At 66.1% G+C, this 16,988-nt stretch carries 19 protein-coding genes and 1 pseudogene; 6 read left to right on the top strand and 14 right to left on the bottom strand.

The features are described from left to right. Positions 1-334: pseudogene (locus tag AB0L70_RS07055) on the bottom strand (hypothetical protein); the annotation flags it as partial. Between the two features lie 83 nt (positions 335-417). After that, complete coding sequence (locus tag AB0L70_RS07050; RefSeq protein WP_363680904.1) at positions 418-1,443, bottom strand: hypothetical protein; 1,026 nt, start codon at positions 1,441-1,443, stop codon at positions 418-420. A 106-nt stretch (positions 1,444-1,549) separates the two neighbouring features. On the opposite strand from AB0L70_RS07050, the gene AB0L70_RS07045 reads away from it, so the two are divergent. Next, on the top strand, positions 1,550-2,116 hold the full coding sequence (locus tag AB0L70_RS07045) for a hemerythrin domain-containing protein (RefSeq protein ID WP_363680902.1): 567 nt from the start codon (positions 1,550-1,552) through the stop codon (positions 2,114-2,116). A 34-nt stretch (positions 2,117-2,150) separates the two neighbouring features. On the opposite strand, the gene AB0L70_RS07040 is transcribed toward AB0L70_RS07045, so the two are convergent. The 5 genes from AB0L70_RS07040 to AB0L70_RS07020 form a co-directional block, all read right to left on the bottom strand. Next, positions 2,151-2,537 (bottom strand): hypothetical protein, encoded by a 387-nt coding sequence (locus AB0L70_RS07040; protein ID WP_363680900.1) that lies wholly within the window; start codon positions 2,535-2,537, stop codon positions 2,151-2,153. After that, entirely contained in the window at positions 2,534-3,196 is a 663-nt protein-coding gene (locus tag AB0L70_RS07035) for a hypothetical protein (protein ID WP_363680898.1), read from the bottom strand. Before AB0L70_RS07035 ends, AB0L70_RS07040 begins: the two co-directional genes overlap by 4 nt. Before the next feature lie 42 nt (positions 3,197-3,238). Next, complete coding sequence (locus AB0L70_RS07030; protein ID WP_363680896.1) at positions 3,239-3,682, bottom strand: Hsp20/alpha crystallin family protein; 444 nt, start codon at positions 3,680-3,682, stop codon at positions 3,239-3,241. 108 nt (positions 3,683-3,790) lie between these two features. After that, entirely contained in the window at positions 3,791-4,414 is a 624-nt protein-coding gene (locus AB0L70_RS07025) for a sigma-70 family RNA polymerase sigma factor (RefSeq protein WP_363680894.1), read from the bottom strand. A gap of 91 nt (positions 4,415-4,505) precedes the next feature. Then, positions 4,506-5,390, bottom strand: coding sequence for an SDR family oxidoreductase (locus AB0L70_RS07020; RefSeq protein ID WP_363680892.1), 885 nt, complete (start codon positions 5,388-5,390; stop codon positions 4,506-4,508). A gap of 189 nt (positions 5,391-5,579) precedes the next feature. Between AB0L70_RS07020 and AB0L70_RS07015 the strand changes: the two genes are divergently transcribed. Continuing rightward, positions 5,580-6,074 (top strand): hypothetical protein, encoded by a 495-nt coding sequence (locus AB0L70_RS07015; protein WP_363680890.1) that lies wholly within the window; start codon positions 5,580-5,582, stop codon positions 6,072-6,074. Between the two features lie 139 nt (positions 6,075-6,213). Here AB0L70_RS07015 and AB0L70_RS07010 read toward each other — a convergent pair whose 3' ends face one another. The 5 genes from AB0L70_RS07010 to AB0L70_RS06990 all read right to left on the bottom strand — a co-directional run bounded on the left by AB0L70_RS07010 (position 6,214) and on the right by AB0L70_RS06990 (position 12,210). Beyond that, entirely contained in the window at positions 6,214-7,572 is a 1,359-nt protein-coding gene (locus AB0L70_RS07010) for an amidohydrolase family protein (RefSeq protein ID WP_363680888.1), read from the bottom strand. A gap of 171 nt (positions 7,573-7,743) precedes the next feature. Then, on the bottom strand, positions 7,744-8,409 hold the full coding sequence (locus AB0L70_RS07005; protein WP_363680886.1) for an NAD(P)-binding domain-containing protein: 666 nt from the start codon (positions 8,407-8,409) through the stop codon (positions 7,744-7,746). A gap of 106 nt (positions 8,410-8,515) precedes the next feature. Next, positions 8,516-10,282: a hypothetical protein gene (locus AB0L70_RS07000; RefSeq protein ID WP_363680884.1), complete on the bottom strand. Its 1,767-nt coding sequence runs from the start codon at positions 10,280-10,282 to the stop codon at positions 8,516-8,518. 90 nt (positions 10,283-10,372) lie between these two features. Further along, a complete protein-coding gene (locus tag AB0L70_RS06995) occupies positions 10,373-11,611 on the bottom strand; it encodes an NAD(P)/FAD-dependent oxidoreductase (protein ID WP_363680882.1) in 1,239 nt (412 codons plus the stop codon). Positions 11,612-11,880: 269 nt separating this feature from the next. Beyond that, positions 11,881-12,210: a nuclear transport factor 2 family protein gene (locus tag AB0L70_RS06990; RefSeq protein WP_363680880.1), complete on the bottom strand. Its 330-nt coding sequence runs from the start codon at positions 12,208-12,210 to the stop codon at positions 11,881-11,883. Positions 12,211-12,340: 130 nt separating this feature from the next. Here AB0L70_RS06990 and AB0L70_RS06985 point away from each other — a divergent pair, with 130 nt between their 5' ends. From AB0L70_RS06985 to AB0L70_RS06970, 4 genes are all read left to right on the top strand, one after another. After that, complete coding sequence (locus AB0L70_RS06985) at positions 12,341-12,490, top strand: hypothetical protein (RefSeq protein WP_363680878.1); 150 nt, start codon at positions 12,341-12,343, stop codon at positions 12,488-12,490. A gap of 490 nt (positions 12,491-12,980) precedes the next feature. Beyond that, a complete protein-coding gene (locus AB0L70_RS06980; RefSeq protein WP_363680876.1) occupies positions 12,981-13,637 on the top strand; it encodes a M12 family metallo-peptidase in 657 nt (218 codons plus the stop codon). Between the two features lie 232 nt (positions 13,638-13,869). Then, positions 13,870-14,049 (top strand): hypothetical protein, encoded by a 180-nt coding sequence (locus AB0L70_RS06975; RefSeq protein ID WP_363680874.1) that lies wholly within the window; start codon positions 13,870-13,872, stop codon positions 14,047-14,049. Positions 14,050-14,175: 126 nt separating this feature from the next. Beyond that, the gene (locus AB0L70_RS06970) at positions 14,176-14,349 is read left to right on the top strand and encodes a hypothetical protein (RefSeq protein WP_363680872.1); all 174 of its coding nucleotides are present in this window, start codon (positions 14,176-14,178) and stop codon (positions 14,347-14,349) included. 173 nt (positions 14,350-14,522) lie between these two features. Here AB0L70_RS06970 and AB0L70_RS06965 read toward each other — a convergent pair whose 3' ends face one another. Together AB0L70_RS06965 and AB0L70_RS06960 are read right to left on the bottom strand one after the other, a co-directional pair. Beyond that, on the bottom strand, positions 14,523-15,584 hold the full coding sequence (locus AB0L70_RS06965) for a hypothetical protein (protein ID WP_363680870.1): 1,062 nt from the start codon (positions 15,582-15,584) through the stop codon (positions 14,523-14,525). Between the two features lie 548 nt (positions 15,585-16,132). Next, positions 16,133-16,972, bottom strand: a complete 840-nt coding sequence (locus AB0L70_RS06960) for a hypothetical protein (protein ID WP_363680868.1) — start codon at positions 16,970-16,972, stop codon at positions 16,133-16,135. Between the last annotated feature and the right edge of the window lie 16 nt (positions 16,973-16,988).

Below are 16,988 nucleotides of genomic sequence, written 5' to 3'. Positions count from 1 at the left end.
CTCCGCAGCTGGGATTGTCGCCGTATGTCCAAAGTGCCACCCATGAAGGCATCGTCAATGTTCCGATCTGGATGTGGGTCAGCGATCCAGGGGCGTAGCAGGGTCCCTCCCGCAACTCGTACTGGGCAGCGTCGAGGTTCCACAGCAGCTTGTCGGTGGGCGCAGAGGTCTCCAGGCGGCCGTCGGCGTGCAGGACGGTAATGCTGGCGAAGTCGACACTCGGCAGGACTTCGACCGCGGCCTGGGTGATACGGCTAAGCGTGTGATCGAGGTCGCCAGGCGTCAGAGACTTCGACAGCCTCTGCATCGTTTCGAGAAATGGCGCTACATCCATTGGATGCCAGTACCCCCTATCCCTTTTCTGATCCATCCAGCGCGATGACGGCCGCGCCGGCGGTTGGGTTCACGAGCGGGCCGTCACCAGGTGAGGGTCAAGTAGTCGTCTCCGCGGGTTCTGACCAGTGCGACGGTTGCTTCGTCGCAGAGGCCGTGCGCGGTGAGGCCGATCTGCCAACGGGCGTTGAAGGACAGGATCCAGGCGGCCGCGCCGGCGGCGGTTCGCTGCTCCTGATCGGTGAGCGGCTTGGCGCGAGCGGTGTCGTAGTCGCGCATGAACATCGCCACCTCCTCGGGAGTCGACAAGCCGCCGCCGCCCGTTGAGCTGGCGGCATAGGAGGCCGCGGCGAAACCCGCGATGACGGCCTCGGTGTCAGCGACGAGCTCCCAGTCGAACGTCCCGGTCAGCACATTCCCGATCGTCGTCGTGTTACCGGCGTACCAGTCGGCGTGACCCACGACGACGTTGCCGGCGTCGCGATGAGCCAGGATCTGGTACGCCGCCCGTTGTGCGAAGGTGTCGAGCCACTCGGAACCACTCTGCGTTGTCCGGAAGTCGACGATGGGATCGTGGGGGACGGGCCAGGGCCCTGCCTGGTACTGGCACCACGACGGCCCGGGACCCGCCTTTCGCACCAGGTCAGGCCGGCGACGCAGGATCTCGATGTGTTGGGCCAGTCCGTCGGCCAGCATCATCCGGCCGGCTGGATCACGACCGTTGGGCGTCTTGCCGTCGGCCAGCGTCTCAGCCGTCAGGACGCGGCCCTCGATCTCGTCGGGTCCCGCCAGCGGAACGGTGCAAGGGAAGTTCGCTTTCACCAGCAGACGCTGCGCGTCGTTGACGAGCCGGATGGCGTCGAGGTCAACCGGTGGCCGATGTGTCTTGATCACGACGGCACGACCGTCCGCGAGTTCGACGGCCCAGACAACGTCGATCCGCCCCGCGCGAAAGCGAACCCGCGCGATGGAGCTACCTAGCAGGTCCGTCACCCACTCGTCGAGAAACACCTGCACCTCGAGCGACGTCACTGACCCGTAGACGGCGCGCTCAGTACCGCTGATCTCTGACAGTTCGGTCTTGTCAGCGGCACTGTCGATGGACTCCACGCTCCAGAGCATGCACCTGATGCGGGCTCCGCGGTACCGCAAGGCCCGCCGGCCGATTGCTGCCGGGTACCGGCAGGCATTTGATCCCCTGTGAGGAGAACCTGTCGTGAATGCCACAGATACCGATGGCCGCGATGTCGTCGACGTCCTGACCGCCGACCACCGCGAGGTCGAGGGACTGATCACCGAGATCCTCGCCGGCCGGAGCAGCGACCGTCAGCGTGATCTGGCTGACCAGTTGATCGCTGAGCTGGTCCGGCATGCGGTCGCCGAGGAGATGTTCGTCTATCCCGCGATGCGCGAGCATCTGCCCGACGGTGACAGCGCGGTGAAGCACGACGTCGAGGAGCACAAGGAGCTGGAGACTCTGATGAAGCAGCTCGAGGGCGCCGAGGCCGGACAAGCGGAGTTCCTCGATCTGATCTCCCAGATCCAGAACGTGCTGGCCGATCACGTGCGCGACGAGGAGAGCGACCAGTTCCCGCAGCTTCGCGCGCACCTGCCGCAACACGAGCTGACCAGCCTGGCCGAGAGAGTCGAGTTGGCGAAGAAGGTCGCACCGACCCGGCCACATCCGTCGGCCCCGAACAGTGAGTTGTTCCACAAGCTGGTCGGACCCGGTGTGGGGCTGGTCGACCGGCTCCGTGACCGACTCGCCGACCGCTCCACCTGAGGTAGCAGGTCAGATCAAGCGTTAGCGGCTTGATTCAGCTGGCGACGGCGTACAGGTCGGACGGGTGACCGGCTGAACCGCTGAGGTGGGGTGCGGGGTTGAGGAGCCGGATACAGGCTCCGGTGCGGTCGGCGAAGACGGCGTACCGGCCGAGCGGGCTGGGTGCCGGCGCGACCAGCCAGTCCAGGTCGCCGTGGGCCTCGAAGAACGCGTCGACGTCACCGACGTCGTACACGCCACCGGACCCGAGTGCTCCTTCGGCCGGATCCCGGACCAGCACGATGGTCGCCTCGCCGCCCACCGGGGCCAGGAGCGCCGTGTCATCGTCCGGCCATGCCACTGCTTCCAGGCCGATGCTGCGGTAGTAGTCGACGCTCGCGTCGAGGTGGTCGACCGGCCGGAGTTCGAACAACAGCTTCATTGCGTTCCCTCCTGAATTTCTCGAGTTCTTGACGTCCCACCCCCGGGCGGCCGCTGCTGCCGGGCTTGGCGTACTGCGTCGGTCTGGTCACCGACCGCGGAGATGCGTTCAGCCAGGCCAGGATGGTCGTGGCTGAGTTGTGGCCCGGCATCGGCGAGTGGTTCGAGCAGGGCCGCGGAGTCGTTGCTGCTCAACGCGTCATGCACCCGGCCGACGCTGACCTGCGCGGCCCGGTCCGACCCGCCGGCGGCGACGACTTGACCGGCCAGCAGGCGCAGGTCGGCGGCGTTGTCGTGCGCCCAGGTCGTGACCGCGCGGTCGCTGGCGCGCTTGGCCCGCGCGGCCTCGACCCGTTGCTCGCCGTTCATGGAGGGGTCGGCGCCGTTGGGCTTGATCCGCAGGTATCTGCGCTCGGCCGCCTGCCTGCTGGCCACCCCGAGTGCGGGTGCCAGTTGCACCCAGCTGACGCCTTCGGCGCGTGCGGCGTCGATCAGCTGGGGCTCCCACTGGTTCAACCGGTCCCGCAGCATCCGCAACCGGGTCAGCGCTTCCAGGACACCACCTGATTCCGGCTCGTCCAACCGGGTCAATACGTCGGTGACGAAGGCGAGCGCCGCCCCGGCCTCATCGGCCTGATGGGCGGGATCGGTTCCGGTCATGGCACCTCGCATCGGTGGTGGCCGCAGGCAGTACGGCGACGGTCAGGTGTCGAGCTGTTTCGCCTCGGAACCGGTCGGGTTGATCGAGATCTTGCGAGGCTTGGCCTGCTGGGCCACGGGGATCCTCAACGTCAGTACGCCGTTGTCGTACGCCGCTTCGATCCGTTCCGCGTCGAGCATGTCTCCGAGGAACAACTGCCGTGAGAACACCCCGAGCGGTCGTTCCGCGACCTGCATCTCCACCCCGTCGCCGACCGGCGCTGGGCGGCGTTCGGCTTTCACCGTCAACACGTTCCGCTCGACGTCGAGATCGATCGCCTCGGCCGATACACCGGGAAGGTCGAACGCGACCACGTACTCGTCACCGGAGCGGTAGGCGTCCATCGGCATCGGGTTCGGCTTCGACCAGGTCCCCGGCGTCGCGTTGCCGCTCATCAACTGGGCCAGCCGGTCGAACTCCCGGAACGGGTCAGTGCGCATCAACATGCTCCACCTCCTGAGAATCGACATCATCGGGTGTCAACACGCAGTACTTTTCTAACATGTCATCGAATGGATGACAACTCCTATGTCGTCCATCCGATGACATCCTGGTCAGGGTGAATCCGCCAGATGAGGCTCTTCGCGCGGGCCGTCCAGTTGAGCTTCGAGGGGAGTGGCGCCCAAGACGCTGCGTAGGCCGGCTCGGCCGCGATGGATTCGGCTTTGCACGGTACCGAGCTTGATGTTCAGGATCGCGGCGATCTGCAGGTAGGTCAGGTCTTTGATATCGCGCAGAACGACGGGGTCACGCAGGTGTGGCGGGAGGGCGTTGAGCGCTGTCCGCAGGTCGTCGTCGAGGGTGCGGTTGTCGAAGATCTCGGCCGGCGACGGGTCGGGGCTTGCCAGCTTGTCCCAGGTCTCCGCGGGCAATGCTTCGAATCTGGTCCGATACATCGATCGGAGCCGGTCGCGAAACAGGTTCAGGGTGATGCGGTACAGCCAGCCCTCGAAGTTGCCGGGCGTGTAGGTGTGGAGATAACGGAAGACCCGCAGAAACACGTCCTGCGTCAGGTCCTCCGCGTCGTGACGATTTCCTGTCAGCCGATAGGCGAGACGGCGCACCATGATCGAATGCTCACAGTAGATCTCGTCCCATCGGATGGGGACGATCTCGTCCTGCAGCGTGGCACTCTCGGCACCGATCAGGCGAACCGCGCTGACCTGTTCGATGGACACCGGCCTGACCTCCTGGCTCCGTTGTTGGTGGCTGTTGATGTATCGAGACCGCAGATTGCCTTGGGCAATGAAGAGCCAGGACCCGGGCGGGTCAGTGGGTCATCGAGCCTCGCGCGGGCAGGCCGAAGATCCGGCGTCGCACCCGGTCGAGGACGGCCGGTGGCAGCTTGGCGATCAGGGCGAGCCGGCGTGAGTCCTTGCCGACCAAGTAGCGCGCCCGCGGTCTTGGGGTGGTGATCGCGCGGGCGACGGCCGCCGCGACCAGATCGGGAGGGCTGCCGCCTCGTTCCTGATCGAGGCCTCGACTCGTCACCTTCAGGAACGCCTCGCCGTACAGCGCGCGGCCGCCCGGGCCGAACGCCTCGAGGGACTTGGCAGCGTCGGTCTCGAGCTTGCCGACGGCCTCGGTGTGGATGCTGGCCGGCTCGATCAGCACGACCTTGATGTCCCACGGCGCGAGTTCGAGGCGAAAGGCCTCGGTCAGCGACAGCAGCGCCCGCTTGGCGGCGGCGACCGGGCCCGCGAAGGGAATGGTGATCCGGCCGCCGATCGAACCGATCATGACGATCCTGCCGCCAGCGCGCCGGAGCAACGGCAGGAGCGCCCGGGTGACGATTACGGGCCCGGTGACATTGACGTCGAGTGATCGGCGAAAGGTGTCGGTCGCAACCAGTTCGAGCGGCTCGAACAGGCCGATCCCGGCGTTGTTGACGAGTACGTCGAGGCCGTCGGCGCCGACGTGGGCCGCAACCTCCCGTGCCATCGCGTCCACCTCGCCCTCGGCGAGAACGTCCATGATCAGCGCGTCGAGCCGCCCCGGCGCGGCAGCTCGTAGGAGGGCCTCACCGTCCTGTGGACGACGGACGGTCGCGAACACGTGGTAGCCGTCACCGACGAGCCGGAGCGCGGTCGCGCGCCCGATTCCGGTCGACGTACCAGTCACAACCGCATGCTTGAGCCCGCAGGATTCGCCCATGCGCAGATGCTAAGCACGCCCAACACCCACCCTCATCCGCCAAACGACCAGTCTGGCGATCGCGCTCGAGCGCCTTCGGACTGATCCCGCTGCTCTGCCTGATAACTGGTCGTCCGACGGATTCGATGGCCGGTGCGCACCCCATAAATTCCTCCCGCCGGGTGATTCCGGCCTGAGGAAAGGTGAGGTATGAGTACGATCCGCCGTTTGTCAGCCGCCTGCGCGGCATTGGTCGTGGTGACGAGCGCCTCGCTGGTGCTGGCTACGCCTGCCCAGGCGATGGAGGGATGCCATGGCAACGAATCCGATTCGGTGTCGAACAGCAAGACGATCGCGCTGCCGGGGAAGCCGGACGTGAACCTGGTGGTCAACCTGTGCCTGTACGACGAGACCGGGTTCTACCAGGGGGTGTCCATCGTAAACTGGGGTTCGTCGGTTGGTGGCACGGCCTTCGGGAATCGGTTCAATTACTTCTACTCCGTGGTCTGGGTGCAGAAGAACGACGTCAACAAGTGCTCCAACACGGCCTACCCGGACATCAACGGATCCGACGGCGGCTCCTTGCTCCACAGCTGCAGTTGGGACGCCGCGAACACGTCCGGTGTCAGCGTGGACGGGAAGATCGTCTACGACGTCGCCAATGATGGTAAAGGCGCATACACCTGGCAGCTGACGGGCACCTGATTGATCAGCGACGAGGTCCACGCACGGCTCACGGAACTGGCCAAACGAGCGTTGACGAAGCTTGCTCGGGTGGACGATCCGGGCCTGGCCGCTCGTTCTCGGTGAGCCGGCGGCGAGGGGCCGTTCGGCGTTCGTCGGACTACTCAGGTTCGCCGGGGTCGTCGGCGAGGAGGCGGTTGGTGGCGAGGGTGGCGCGGTCGATGATGGTGCCGTCCTTGATGACGTCGCGGATCTTGCGGTAGTTCTCTGGAGCCGCCAGAGGATCACCGTCGAGTACGACGAGGTCGGCGGCCTTGCCGGGAGTCACGGTGCCGTAGTGGTCGCCCTTGCCGTATGCCTGTGCAACATAAGCGGTCGCGGAGCGCAAGATCTCCATCGGATCCATACCGCGCTCCCAAGCGGCCTGGATCCACAGGAAGTGAGCAGATCCGATCTGAGTGGGCATGTCGGGCACGGAATCTTCAAGGACGCCGGGACGGAAGCCCGGGTGATTCTTCACGCGTTGCCCGTAGGCGAACGCGTCGGTCGTGAGCAGGATCCGGGCGCCGTTGGCGATGAACGCGCGGTCGTTCTGGTCGCTGACGGCTCGTCGGGCTCCCATGTCGGGCTTCGCGTCGGCGAGCCAGGCCAGGTGCCGCTCGGTGAGGAACATCGCCATGCAGGGCAACTGCCTGGCGACAATCTCGTGCATGAGCGGTTCAGGGATCGGATGCCCGCCGGTGATGTCGGGGTGCTGGAGCAGATCGGCGCCGGCCTCGACCTCCATGCGCAGGGACTCGATCGAGGTCGTGTGTGCCTGGACCAACCGGCCTTCGGCATGCGCGGACTCGACGATCCTCCGCTGGGCACTCTCGGAGAAGAGCAGAAAGCCCTCCGTCCGGTGGTCGGAGGCGGCGTACTTGACGAAGTCGACGCCGGTCGCGCGTAGGTAGGCGACAACCGCCGCACCGATCTCGTCGACGGTCAGCGAAATCAGGTCGGTGCCGCAACCGACCTCCCAGAGATCGTTGATGCGCTGCTTGGTCGCGGGCTCGAAGGTGAGACCGGTCTTGAAGAAGTCCTCGGACATCGGGCCGTTGAGGCCGAGGATGTTGCCGGCGCAGAAGAACCGGGCCCCGACCCGCCGACCGCTGTCGATCGCCTCTCGCGCCGCGACCAACGACGCGGCCGGACCCCAGGTGTCGAACACCGTTGTCAGACCGTACTTCAGGGCCATTTCGGCGGCCTCGAACGCCAGTTCCTCGTAACGGCCTTCGAACTCCAGCAGCGTGTCCGGGGTACGAGCCGAGACGAGATGGACGTTCGCATCCATGAGACCAGGGATGAGATAGCTGCCTAAATAGTCGCGCACCTGGGCAGTGGCCGGCACCTGCACCGACGACCCCGGCCCGGCGGCACTGATCAGGCCATCGACCACGAGAACCGTTGCGTCAGGCACCGGATCACCCCCGGTCCCGTCGATGAGAGTGGCGTGCTCCAGCGCAAGTATCTCCGGCATGTCCTCTACGTCTCCTCTGCTTCGTGGGTCACGGCGTCGGGACGCAGCCGTTCGTACGCCGTAGTCGATGACTTGCGGCACGATGCCATTGGGCATCGGAACAGAATTCGCGAGGAGCGCCGATCTCCTGATCTGGCGCCTCTAACGCCTTGGTGCGAGCTCGCTCGGTTGTCAGGGGCGGTCGGGGGCGTTGATGGCCCAGTTGAAGCGTGGGGCGTCGGGGCCGCGGGCGATGGTGACGCGCATCCAGATGGACATCAGGAGTTCTTGTCCGGCTGCGGTGTCGATGCCGCCCAGGTCGATCATTTGTACTGGGCGCCAGCCCATGGCGGCCAGGAGGTCCTGGACTTCTGACTTGGCGGTCTGGTCGTCGCCGCTGAGGAACACGACGTGGTCGCCAGGTACGAGGGATGGGTCGGCCATCACCTTGCAGTTCATCGTGCACAGGGATTTGACGACCCGCGATCGGGGGAAGGCCGCTTGTAGGCGTTGGCCCACGGAGTCGTCCGTGGTGGCGATCGGCCGGGGGAAGCCGCCTTCGACTGGCTCGAGGGCGTTGGAGACATCAAGGATGGTCTTGTCTGCGAGTGCTTCTTCGCCGGCCAAGCCGAGGGCGGCCTGCGAGTGCATTCCGTTCGTGGCGTTGATGATCAGGTCGGCGGCGCGCGCGGCGTCCGCGAAGGAGCCGGTTCGGACGCCCGGTAGTTCCGCGGCGGGATGCAGACTGGCCGAGTCCGATGTTCTTGCGCCCACGGTGACCGTGTAGCCCAAGGCGGCGAGCCGCCCGGCCAATGTCAAGCCCACTTGTCCCGTGCCCAGCACGCCAACTGTCGTCATCTGCACTCCTCACACATTCGCCCGGGCCTAGTCCGCTTCCGCGGACGCGCCCAGGGGCCGGACTGCGAGGCATCGTCTCATGCGCCGGTCTCGTCCTCGGCCTTGGTCAGCGGGCGGATCGGGTCAGTGACCGGTTGATCATGCCGGGGACGTCCTTTCCGGTCGTCTCCTTGCCGACGACACTCGCCACTCCGGCCCCGTGGGTGAACGCGACCGCTACCTGGGCGCCGTACGTGCGGGTGCCGCGACTCTCCCGGATGGTGATGTGGGAGATGCGCCGACTGCCCGCGGCCAGGAGGTATGGGGCCTGAGTCGGGGATCGCCAGAGGGTGGCGGCCACGACGTTCTGCGAGAAGCGGCTGCAAGCACTGGTGTTTGTTGCCGCGGCGACAGGCTGAGCCGCGCGGTTCGGCGTCTCGAGCCGGATCGTGGCCTGACCGCCGCCGGCCCAGGGGTCGAGGCGAAGGCAGACCCAACGTGCGGTGCCGCCGGTGGGGAGCGACTGCTCGGCGAAGGTCCAGTTGTTGATCAGCCTGGCCGATTGGTTGCGCCAGGCATCTAGACCGCAGGCGTGCAGGGCCCACGAGTTGCGGGCCTCCGCGGTCAGCACTTCACGAGGCGGCCGGGCGATCGGCTCGCCGTGCGGAGCCGGCATGTAGGTCAGGTGCGTCGGCATCAGGTCGTCCAGATCAGCCAGTACGAACGCATGCTTCTCGGCGACTGCGGGCGAGCTGCGAAGCTCGATCACGATGCGGCTGCGGCACCCGGCCGCGCCGGCGGCAACCGGGGCGGTCAGTCCGTTGACAGTGGTGAGCGCACGAGAAACCCCATCGGGTACGACGAGATCGCGCACCGCCGAGCTCGCGATCCACGGCGCCAGCAGGTAGCGCCGGCCTTGTGGACCGCGGCTGACGACGAGCGCTGCGGAGGTCATCAGATCGGCCGAGTCGACTCGATCCAGCCGCAAGCCGGCACGACCGTTGGCCTCGGTGTAGCGCCCGATCCGCTGACCGTCGTACGTGACCACGATCTCGGAGCCGTCGACGGTACCGGCGTACAGGATTGATGGCGGGGTCGTTGGTGGGACCATCGACGTACCCGTCGAGGCAGCAATGCCCGCCTGGTTCTGCCAGTAGCGCCACATCCGCCGCTGCAGCCCTCGATCCTGCAGGAGGTCGCCGCGGGCCGGCCACGCACTGAAGTCCAGCTTGGAGGTACGGCGCCACAGGTCCGGCGCGGCCGCCGCGGTGAACGTGACCTCGTCGGAGACATCCGTACTCGTCGCCTGATGCTTGGTGCTGCCGTCACGACCGAGCTGCCAGACCAGAACGGCTGTGATCAGAGCAAGCACTATTAGCACCGCCGGTACGACAAGCCGCGGCTGCTGGCGACGGTTCCACTCCGGAGCCAGCTTCACCGCACAGGGGTCGAAGATCTGGTCGGCCGGCACCGGGATCCTCCGGGCGACGGCCAGGACATCGTCCGGGGCTCCGACAGCGGCGCCCCGCAGTACGTCGATCAGCTCGGCGTCGTCCAGGCCGGACCGGTGCAGCAGCATCCACGCGGCGCGCACCTCGGGCTCGAACCGGTACAGCTCGACCTCGGCCTGCAGCGGCTGCACCGAGTCGCTGACCGGGAAGAACCGCAGTCCGCGGATCCGCATCCATCGTGGCGCGTCCCGAGCCACCAGCGCTTCCTTGATTGCCGCACTGAACAGCGCGGCGGGCGAATCGCCCTCGAGATCCTGGACGACAGCGTGCGCCATCAGCACCCGGCGATGCCGCCCGAGCACGACCGGCGTGGCCAGAAAGGCGACATTCACCAACGCGTCGTACCACTGGGCAACCAGACGCTCGGCACGACCGCGGCGCATGAATCAACTTCCTGTCGGCCCCTGTTACTCGGACCGAGCTACAACGAGTAGCCGTCGATGGCGTTACACGACAGTCACCCGACGCCTCCGTCAGCCATCGCGCTCACCTCGCCGGAGGTCGCGGGCGACCGTCTGGGCCACTCGGCGGCCGGAGACCAGCGCGCCTTGGATCGAACTGGTGTCGCGATAGTCACCGCACAGATACAGTCCAGGTCCTACCTTGGCGGGGGTTGTGAACAGGTGGTCGCTGCTCATCCGCGGCAGGGCGTGCGGGATCCGGTACTCCGCGATAAGTTCCCAGTCGCTCGTCGATGTCTCGTAGAGCTGTTCCAGACGACGCCGTACGTCGTCAGCGGTGTGCTCGCAATCCGGAACGGACGCGCTGATCAGCGAGCGGCCCGCTGGGGCGTACGACGGGGCGACGTCGCTCATGACGACGGTGTTGAGCAGCAGTCCGGACGCGCCGTCGAGCAGCAGAACGGGTCGCGCGAGCGGGGACTCGGGGGCGGCGAAGTACCAGGTCGTGACCGATCGCCACGATGGCTCAACGATGTGGGGGAGGAGACTCGAAGCCGCGGTGCCGTCGGTGGCGATGACGACAGCTCGTGCCGCGACCGTGCCGTCGGCCGTCTTCACGCCACCCTTGCTCACCGACTGAACGCTCGTCGCCGGCCGGAGCGCTCCGTCGGCGACGAGGCCGGCCAGTTCCCGCGGCAACTGCCGCATCCCGTTCGCCGGTACGGCGGCACCACCGCGAAGGAAGCACCGCCAGACCAGATGGAACATCCGCGAGCTGGTGTCGAGCTCCGGATCCAGAAAGACACCGGCCAGGAACGGACGGAAGATCTCCTCGACGGTTCGGTCGGAGATTCGCCAGCGGGCCAGTTCCCGCTTGGTGCTGGTTGTGGGGGCCTGCCGGAGGCGGCCGGCGGGACCGAGTACGTCCCGCAACGAGAACGCTCCCACGCCGAGTGCGTCCAGCGGACGTCCCGCGGCGAACCGGATCGCGGAGCGCAGTCCGCCGGCCTGACGACCCGGCAGGCCGAGGTCCCACCGCTGATCGGGGCCTTGGGCAAGTACCCCGGTGGCGAAGCTCCGAAGGTCGAGCCGATCGAGATCCAGCAGCCGACGCAGCTCCGGATACGCGGGCAGCAGCACCTGGAATCCACGGTCGAGGAGAAAGCCGTCGACCTCGTCGGTCCGGACCCGCCCGCCGACCTCATCGCTCTGCTCGAGCAGTACGACGTGGAGCCCGGCAGCTTGCAGGTGAATCGTCGCGGACAGACCCGCCAGCCCGGCCCCGACCACGATCACGTCAGCTTCTTCCATCATGTCCTCCCCGTCGCGCCGATCCAGCCGCCGCCGGCCCCGATCGGCTTCACATCACAGAAGTCACCAGTACCCACCTATGAACGAATCGACTGCGGCAACAACTCCGACGCGATCACCAAGCGCACATCGGCCAATAAAGCTGCCCGCGGCGAGTTCCGCGGATCTGGCTGGTGCCCGACCGACGCCGATGCTGCGATCGTCCGTTGCTCTCGTCGGCGGGCATTGCTCCGGCCAGCTCGGTGCGACGGGCGAGAAAGACCGGCTGGCTAGGAGATCTCGGCGGCGTACGACGTTATGGCCACGATCAGGTCGTCGTTGAACTCGTAGATGTCACAGGACGAGACGACGGACTTGTCGTCGCCGGCGCCGTCGTAGTGGGCGATGACGTCGATCGCGACCGCGTCAGTACCTGCCACGACCAGAAACCGGGTGAACTCGGTAGAGGTACCGGAGAGCATCTCCGCCGTGCTGCGGCACGCCGCGATAATTGCCTCGCGACCGTCGAAAACACCCTGACCTACTGCTGTCCAACGGGCGTTCGGCGCGATCCGATCGAACGTCTCCTCGAACCGATGCGAAGAGAATGCCGTCGCCATCTGGGTATTGTCCATGGCGCCAGTATCTCCACCGACTGGAGATCGCAGTACCGTCAGCCATGAACGACGAGGACCCCGTCGCGGAGCTCATCGCCAAGTTCGCCGCGCCCATGCAGGCACACATGCGCGGGTGCCCCGCGCGCGCCTCAAGGCGATGCTCGCCAACGCTGTTCAACTCGTCTACGACAAATCGAACTTCGTCGTCATCGACTTCGGCCTGCGCGGCTCCGACGCGATGCTGTCGCTCGCGTGCTTCCGTGAACGCTTCGGGCCGTCGTGAAATCGATGTCAACCAGGCAATGCCTCGTCGGTAGCGCCGCGTTGACTGGCCGCTTGGCGAGTCGCGACGGTTGGCAGTGGGACGATCCGCCGGCTCGGCTGCAATCAGAGTGCTACCCGTTGGGTCTGCGTTGTGGACGGTGTTCGCGACGCGAGCCGGGGCTCAGGCGCGTGCCCGCTTGCCGAGCCTGGGTGGTGCTCGACGACCTTGTCGGGGTTGTCGGGCGCGAGCCGTCACCATTTTGGGGTGTGTGCCGCGATCAGCCGGTGCCCGATTCGCACCAGCTCGGCGCGCGCCGGCCGGGGTCGACTCAAAAAGATCAAACGCTCAAGTACTACCCATTGTGACCATTTTGGGTCATAGTGGGTCTAACGGACACATAATGTGACCGTTGGGGTGAACGTTGATCCGCCGGGATTGGTCGCCGTACACGGCCTGGCGGGGAGTTAAAGGCGAAACCGGCACCCGACCGACCATCGGGGAGCTTCGTATGTCCGATCACTTTGCCCTGCCCGCGCGCCCTCTGCGGCGTCGCCCAGCCGCCGCACCGGCGTCCGGCTTCATCAAGAAAGCCGCAATGCCCGTTGTCGCTGCGGTCATCGCGCTCGGCGCAACCATGTTCGGCGCTGTGCCGGCGCAGGCGGCAGAGCCGTCGGGCGAGTGGTACCAGGGTTACCAGTTCGCGCAAAAGTCCGTGTGCCTGGAGTCGAACATCCCGAACGCACCACTCGCCGCGGTCGCTGCCATGTACCAGGTGAACGGAATCCAGGTCGCCGTCCGATCCGCACTGGGGCAGTGTGCAGCCGCTGGTTTCGCACGGTCCCAATACGTGCCGATCACCGCCTACCAGGCCGACGACAACATGTGTGCGGGTTCTCCGACGACTTACGACAACGGGTACATCGTGCAGGCGGCGGTCATCGTCAACCTGCAGCCGGACACGAAGCTGGCGGACGGCTCAACCCGGTACTACTCGTCGTGCCGTAATGGGGCGGAGTGGACGGACACGTTCGCTCACGAGGTCGGGCACACCTTCGGACTGTCGCACAGCCAGCCGTACTCCACCTCGATGATGAGAGACGGGCACACGACAGACACCTCCGACCGCAGCCAGCTCGGACTCATCTACGCCAACAATCCGGACTGATCGCGGCACCGTCCCATGCCGGAGGCAGCGCTCGGCCACCCGGTATGGGTACGGAAGCCAGGTCCCTCGCCGTCCTCCGGGCTGGGTGGACCACCGCAGAGCGAGAGCCCAGCACTCATTCCACTTCGGCTCCAGTCTGCCTGGTCCAGTAAAGGAACTGGCCGGCGATCCAGCTCCCTCGACTGGACCACCACACGCCGGATGATCCTCTCGCCCTTTTCGGCCGGAGGTGATGAGCGAGTTGTATGCATCGCTGCGGCTGTCGCTGACGTACCACCACGTCGAGCAGATTCTCGACGTTGAGGTCGACCCGATGGCCGACCGTGTGGATAAGGTGCGTGTCCGAGGCGGGACACGCACCTTAACCACACGCCTCGAACTTGACTTCGATTCGCTTGGGCGCACTCCGTAGCTGCCAATTCTCAGATGTCGCCCGTGGCCCTCACCGTTGGCTGCGTGTCCGACCCATATGGGCTGGTGTGCTGCCGGAAGTGACCCGAGCGCGGCGTGAGCGCGTTGGACATTCCTTGGGGCGGCGATGTTCTTCGATCGGCGCGCGCTGATCGAGTTGCTGGCCGTCGAGACGACGGTCACCGCGGTCCAGATCACCTCGACGCGCTGCTGCACAGGGCCGACCCGGGGAAGTCATGCCGGTGCTGCGAGTGATCGGCGCCGACGACCTGATCGCGCGGTCTACTCCCGCGACGCCTGAAGCCGGAGACGAGGCGGCGGGAGCGGCGCAATGACGATGCTGAGCATCGCGAGCAGACCGGCAAGAGCCGTGACCGCGGTCGGCAACCGATCACTTGGCCGACTGGAGCACTGGTCCGCGTACTGTCTGCGTCACCTCCGAGCGTCCCGGCGGCCACTAAGGTTCACGCGGTTCTAGGGGTTGTCCGTCAGTGACGAGAGGGCACGGCAGAGAACCCCAGTGTCGGCGATAGCCTGTCGGCAGAGGGCCTCTGTCACTGTCAGGCGCTGTCCGAGCTGGGCCGTCGAGTGTGGAACCTTGGCGACGTATTTGGCGTCGACGATGCCGTCGTTGTGGGTGAAGAGATGCCGAATGGCCCAGACATCGACGAGTCTGCTCCAAGCCAGATCGCCAACCGCCGCACGTAGGTCCTCGTAGCCTTCTGACACGAAAAGCGTTGCCATGTCGTCGAGGCGTTGGAAGATGTTTCCCTTCTTCCCAAGTTTCAGCGCGGCCTCCGGCACCGCATCCTTGAAGAGGTTGCCGGCGAGGACTTCGACTATGCCGACGAGGTTCTCCAAGGTGTCGACCCAGAGGCGGTCGAACACACCTTGTTCTCGGAGAACGGCGGCGACGGCCAGAGGGAGCGCAGCAAATGCGTCGAGACGTGCTGTCTCGGCGGCGAGGGCGTCGAATGCCACGACAGAGGAGGGCAGCGGACCGCAGGAGGGGCAGAAGCGATGCTCGCCGAAGACGGCATAGCGAAGAGAGCACCGAATGCAGTTGCGGACCCGGACCAGGGCCTCTTCGTCGATACCTGGCAGTGCCTTAGGCGAGAACGGCGTGGACTTGTAGGTGACCTCGATCCCGAATCCAGGTCGAGGACGCGAGCGTGACTTCCGGGCGATCCCACCGAATATCTCGTCGAGGGCGTTACCGATGATCTGCTCGCCTAGGTCGCCCACGGCGCTCTGTATCCGATCCATCTGCTGCTCGGTGAGGAAGTCGCCGGTGTCACCGCGGCCTCCGCAGTAAGCGCACCAGAGCTCGATGTCATCGGGGAGCGCTTCGTAGTCGTCGGCATCGAGCCGGAACAGCGCACGGCAACTGGGGCACTGCTGTCCGAGAAAGCCGTCATTGTCGGTGGGGATTTCGACGCTGAGACTGAAGGTTTCGCCCTGGCGCCCGGCTACGCGCGCTCCAGGTGGCATGCGCAATCCGAACTTGTCCGACCATGACCCACCTGTGAAGCTCATGAGTTCGATTGTGCGCCTGGTCGCCGACAGTTCCGTCACGGACCCGTCGACTTATTGAGGGTTTGAAGTGGTGGATCAGGGTGGGTGTTGTCGTAGTTGCATCGGCGAGGGCACCTAGAGTCGCGGCACCGCCGTCCCGCAGGCGCGTGGCTGAGGCCTCTCTCGGGACGCAGTTCGCCAAGTCGGCCTGCATCCTCGCTCTCTTAAGGTAGTGCGGGCCTAACCTTCTGGCGGACGCGTTGGAGACGGAGGGCGCGCCCGTCTGTCAGCTGGCGCAAGACGCTCGTATGCCATGGCGCTGTCAATGAACCGACCTCCCGTCGAGGCAGGTCAGGCTGACCAGGTAGCCAACTCGACGCGTGGCGCTGGCTCAGACAGGCCCGTTAGGACAGAGCTTAGGCTGTCAATCCATCGGCTGCGAGATGCGGCACTCCGGCCAATTTGTCAGACCCTTCATCTGCACAATCCCGTCGGCCGGCCAGGCCCTTTAACTTCGGCCTGCGAGCGACAGTACGGCGGGCTACGAGTGTCGGTCGGAATCGCCGCGTTCAGTCCAGGTTCGGTTCGACCCCGACAAGGCCGAATTTGCAGGCGTTCATCAGGTTCCAACGGGCCTTCGGGCTCAGGCTGGTCTTGTGGCTACCGCCGCCTTGAAGCTCTGGGACACAGTCGGCGCCCTGGATGCCGATCTGAGCCATCCACAGCGCCGCGTTCCGGACCGCCGCCGCGTCGACCTTGTGCGTGGGCGTCGCTGTGTCCCACACGGCCAGGGTCCAGTCGTTCGGTCCGAATTTCGCCGGGACGCCGTTCAGTGCGTTGGACGAGCACAACACGCGTCCCCGGATAGGTTGCTCGACCGCGCTGTGCAGCGGGTCGTAGGCGATCGCGTTGACTCCGGGGTTCGTGAAGGGGACATCGATGTCCCAGTCGAAGCCGTTGCCGGTGATGTCGGTGGTGATGGTCTCGACGTGGACGGTGTAGCCCACGCTGTGTGAGTTGGTCTCCCCGATGATGTTGTTACAGGGGTTCGCGGAGTCCCCGATGCTCACCAGGTCCGTGACCTTCTCCGGCGCGCTCACCTTCACGTCGATCCGGGCCTTGTAGCCCTGTTTGCTGGTCAGCGTGACCGTCGCGGTTCCGTAGGGCTGTTCGGCCGCGGTCGTCTCGGTCGGGCACACGAACTTGCCGTCGGCATCCTGCGTGGCACCCGGGCAGGATAGCGACGAAGGCGTGGCGGTGGCCGGCGTCGGCGTGGACACGGTAGGCGCGCTGTATGTGCCCGGGACCCCTCCGGGAGTCGCCGACTGGTCGTCCGAGCGGGAGCCGCAGGCAGCCAGGAGCGCGCACAACGCCCCCAGGCCAACGGCGGTCATGGTCTTGCGAATCATGCGGGAACCTTCCGGT

It is taken from the genome of Kribbella sp. NPDC051952 (genome assembly GCF_040680855.1).
In the GTDB taxonomy this organism is placed as follows: domain Bacteria; phylum Actinomycetota; class Actinomycetes; order Propionibacteriales; family Kribbellaceae; genus Kribbella.
The sequence above is the reverse complement of the archived record's forward strand: the minus strand, read 5'-3'. Positions and strand labels throughout refer to the sequence as shown.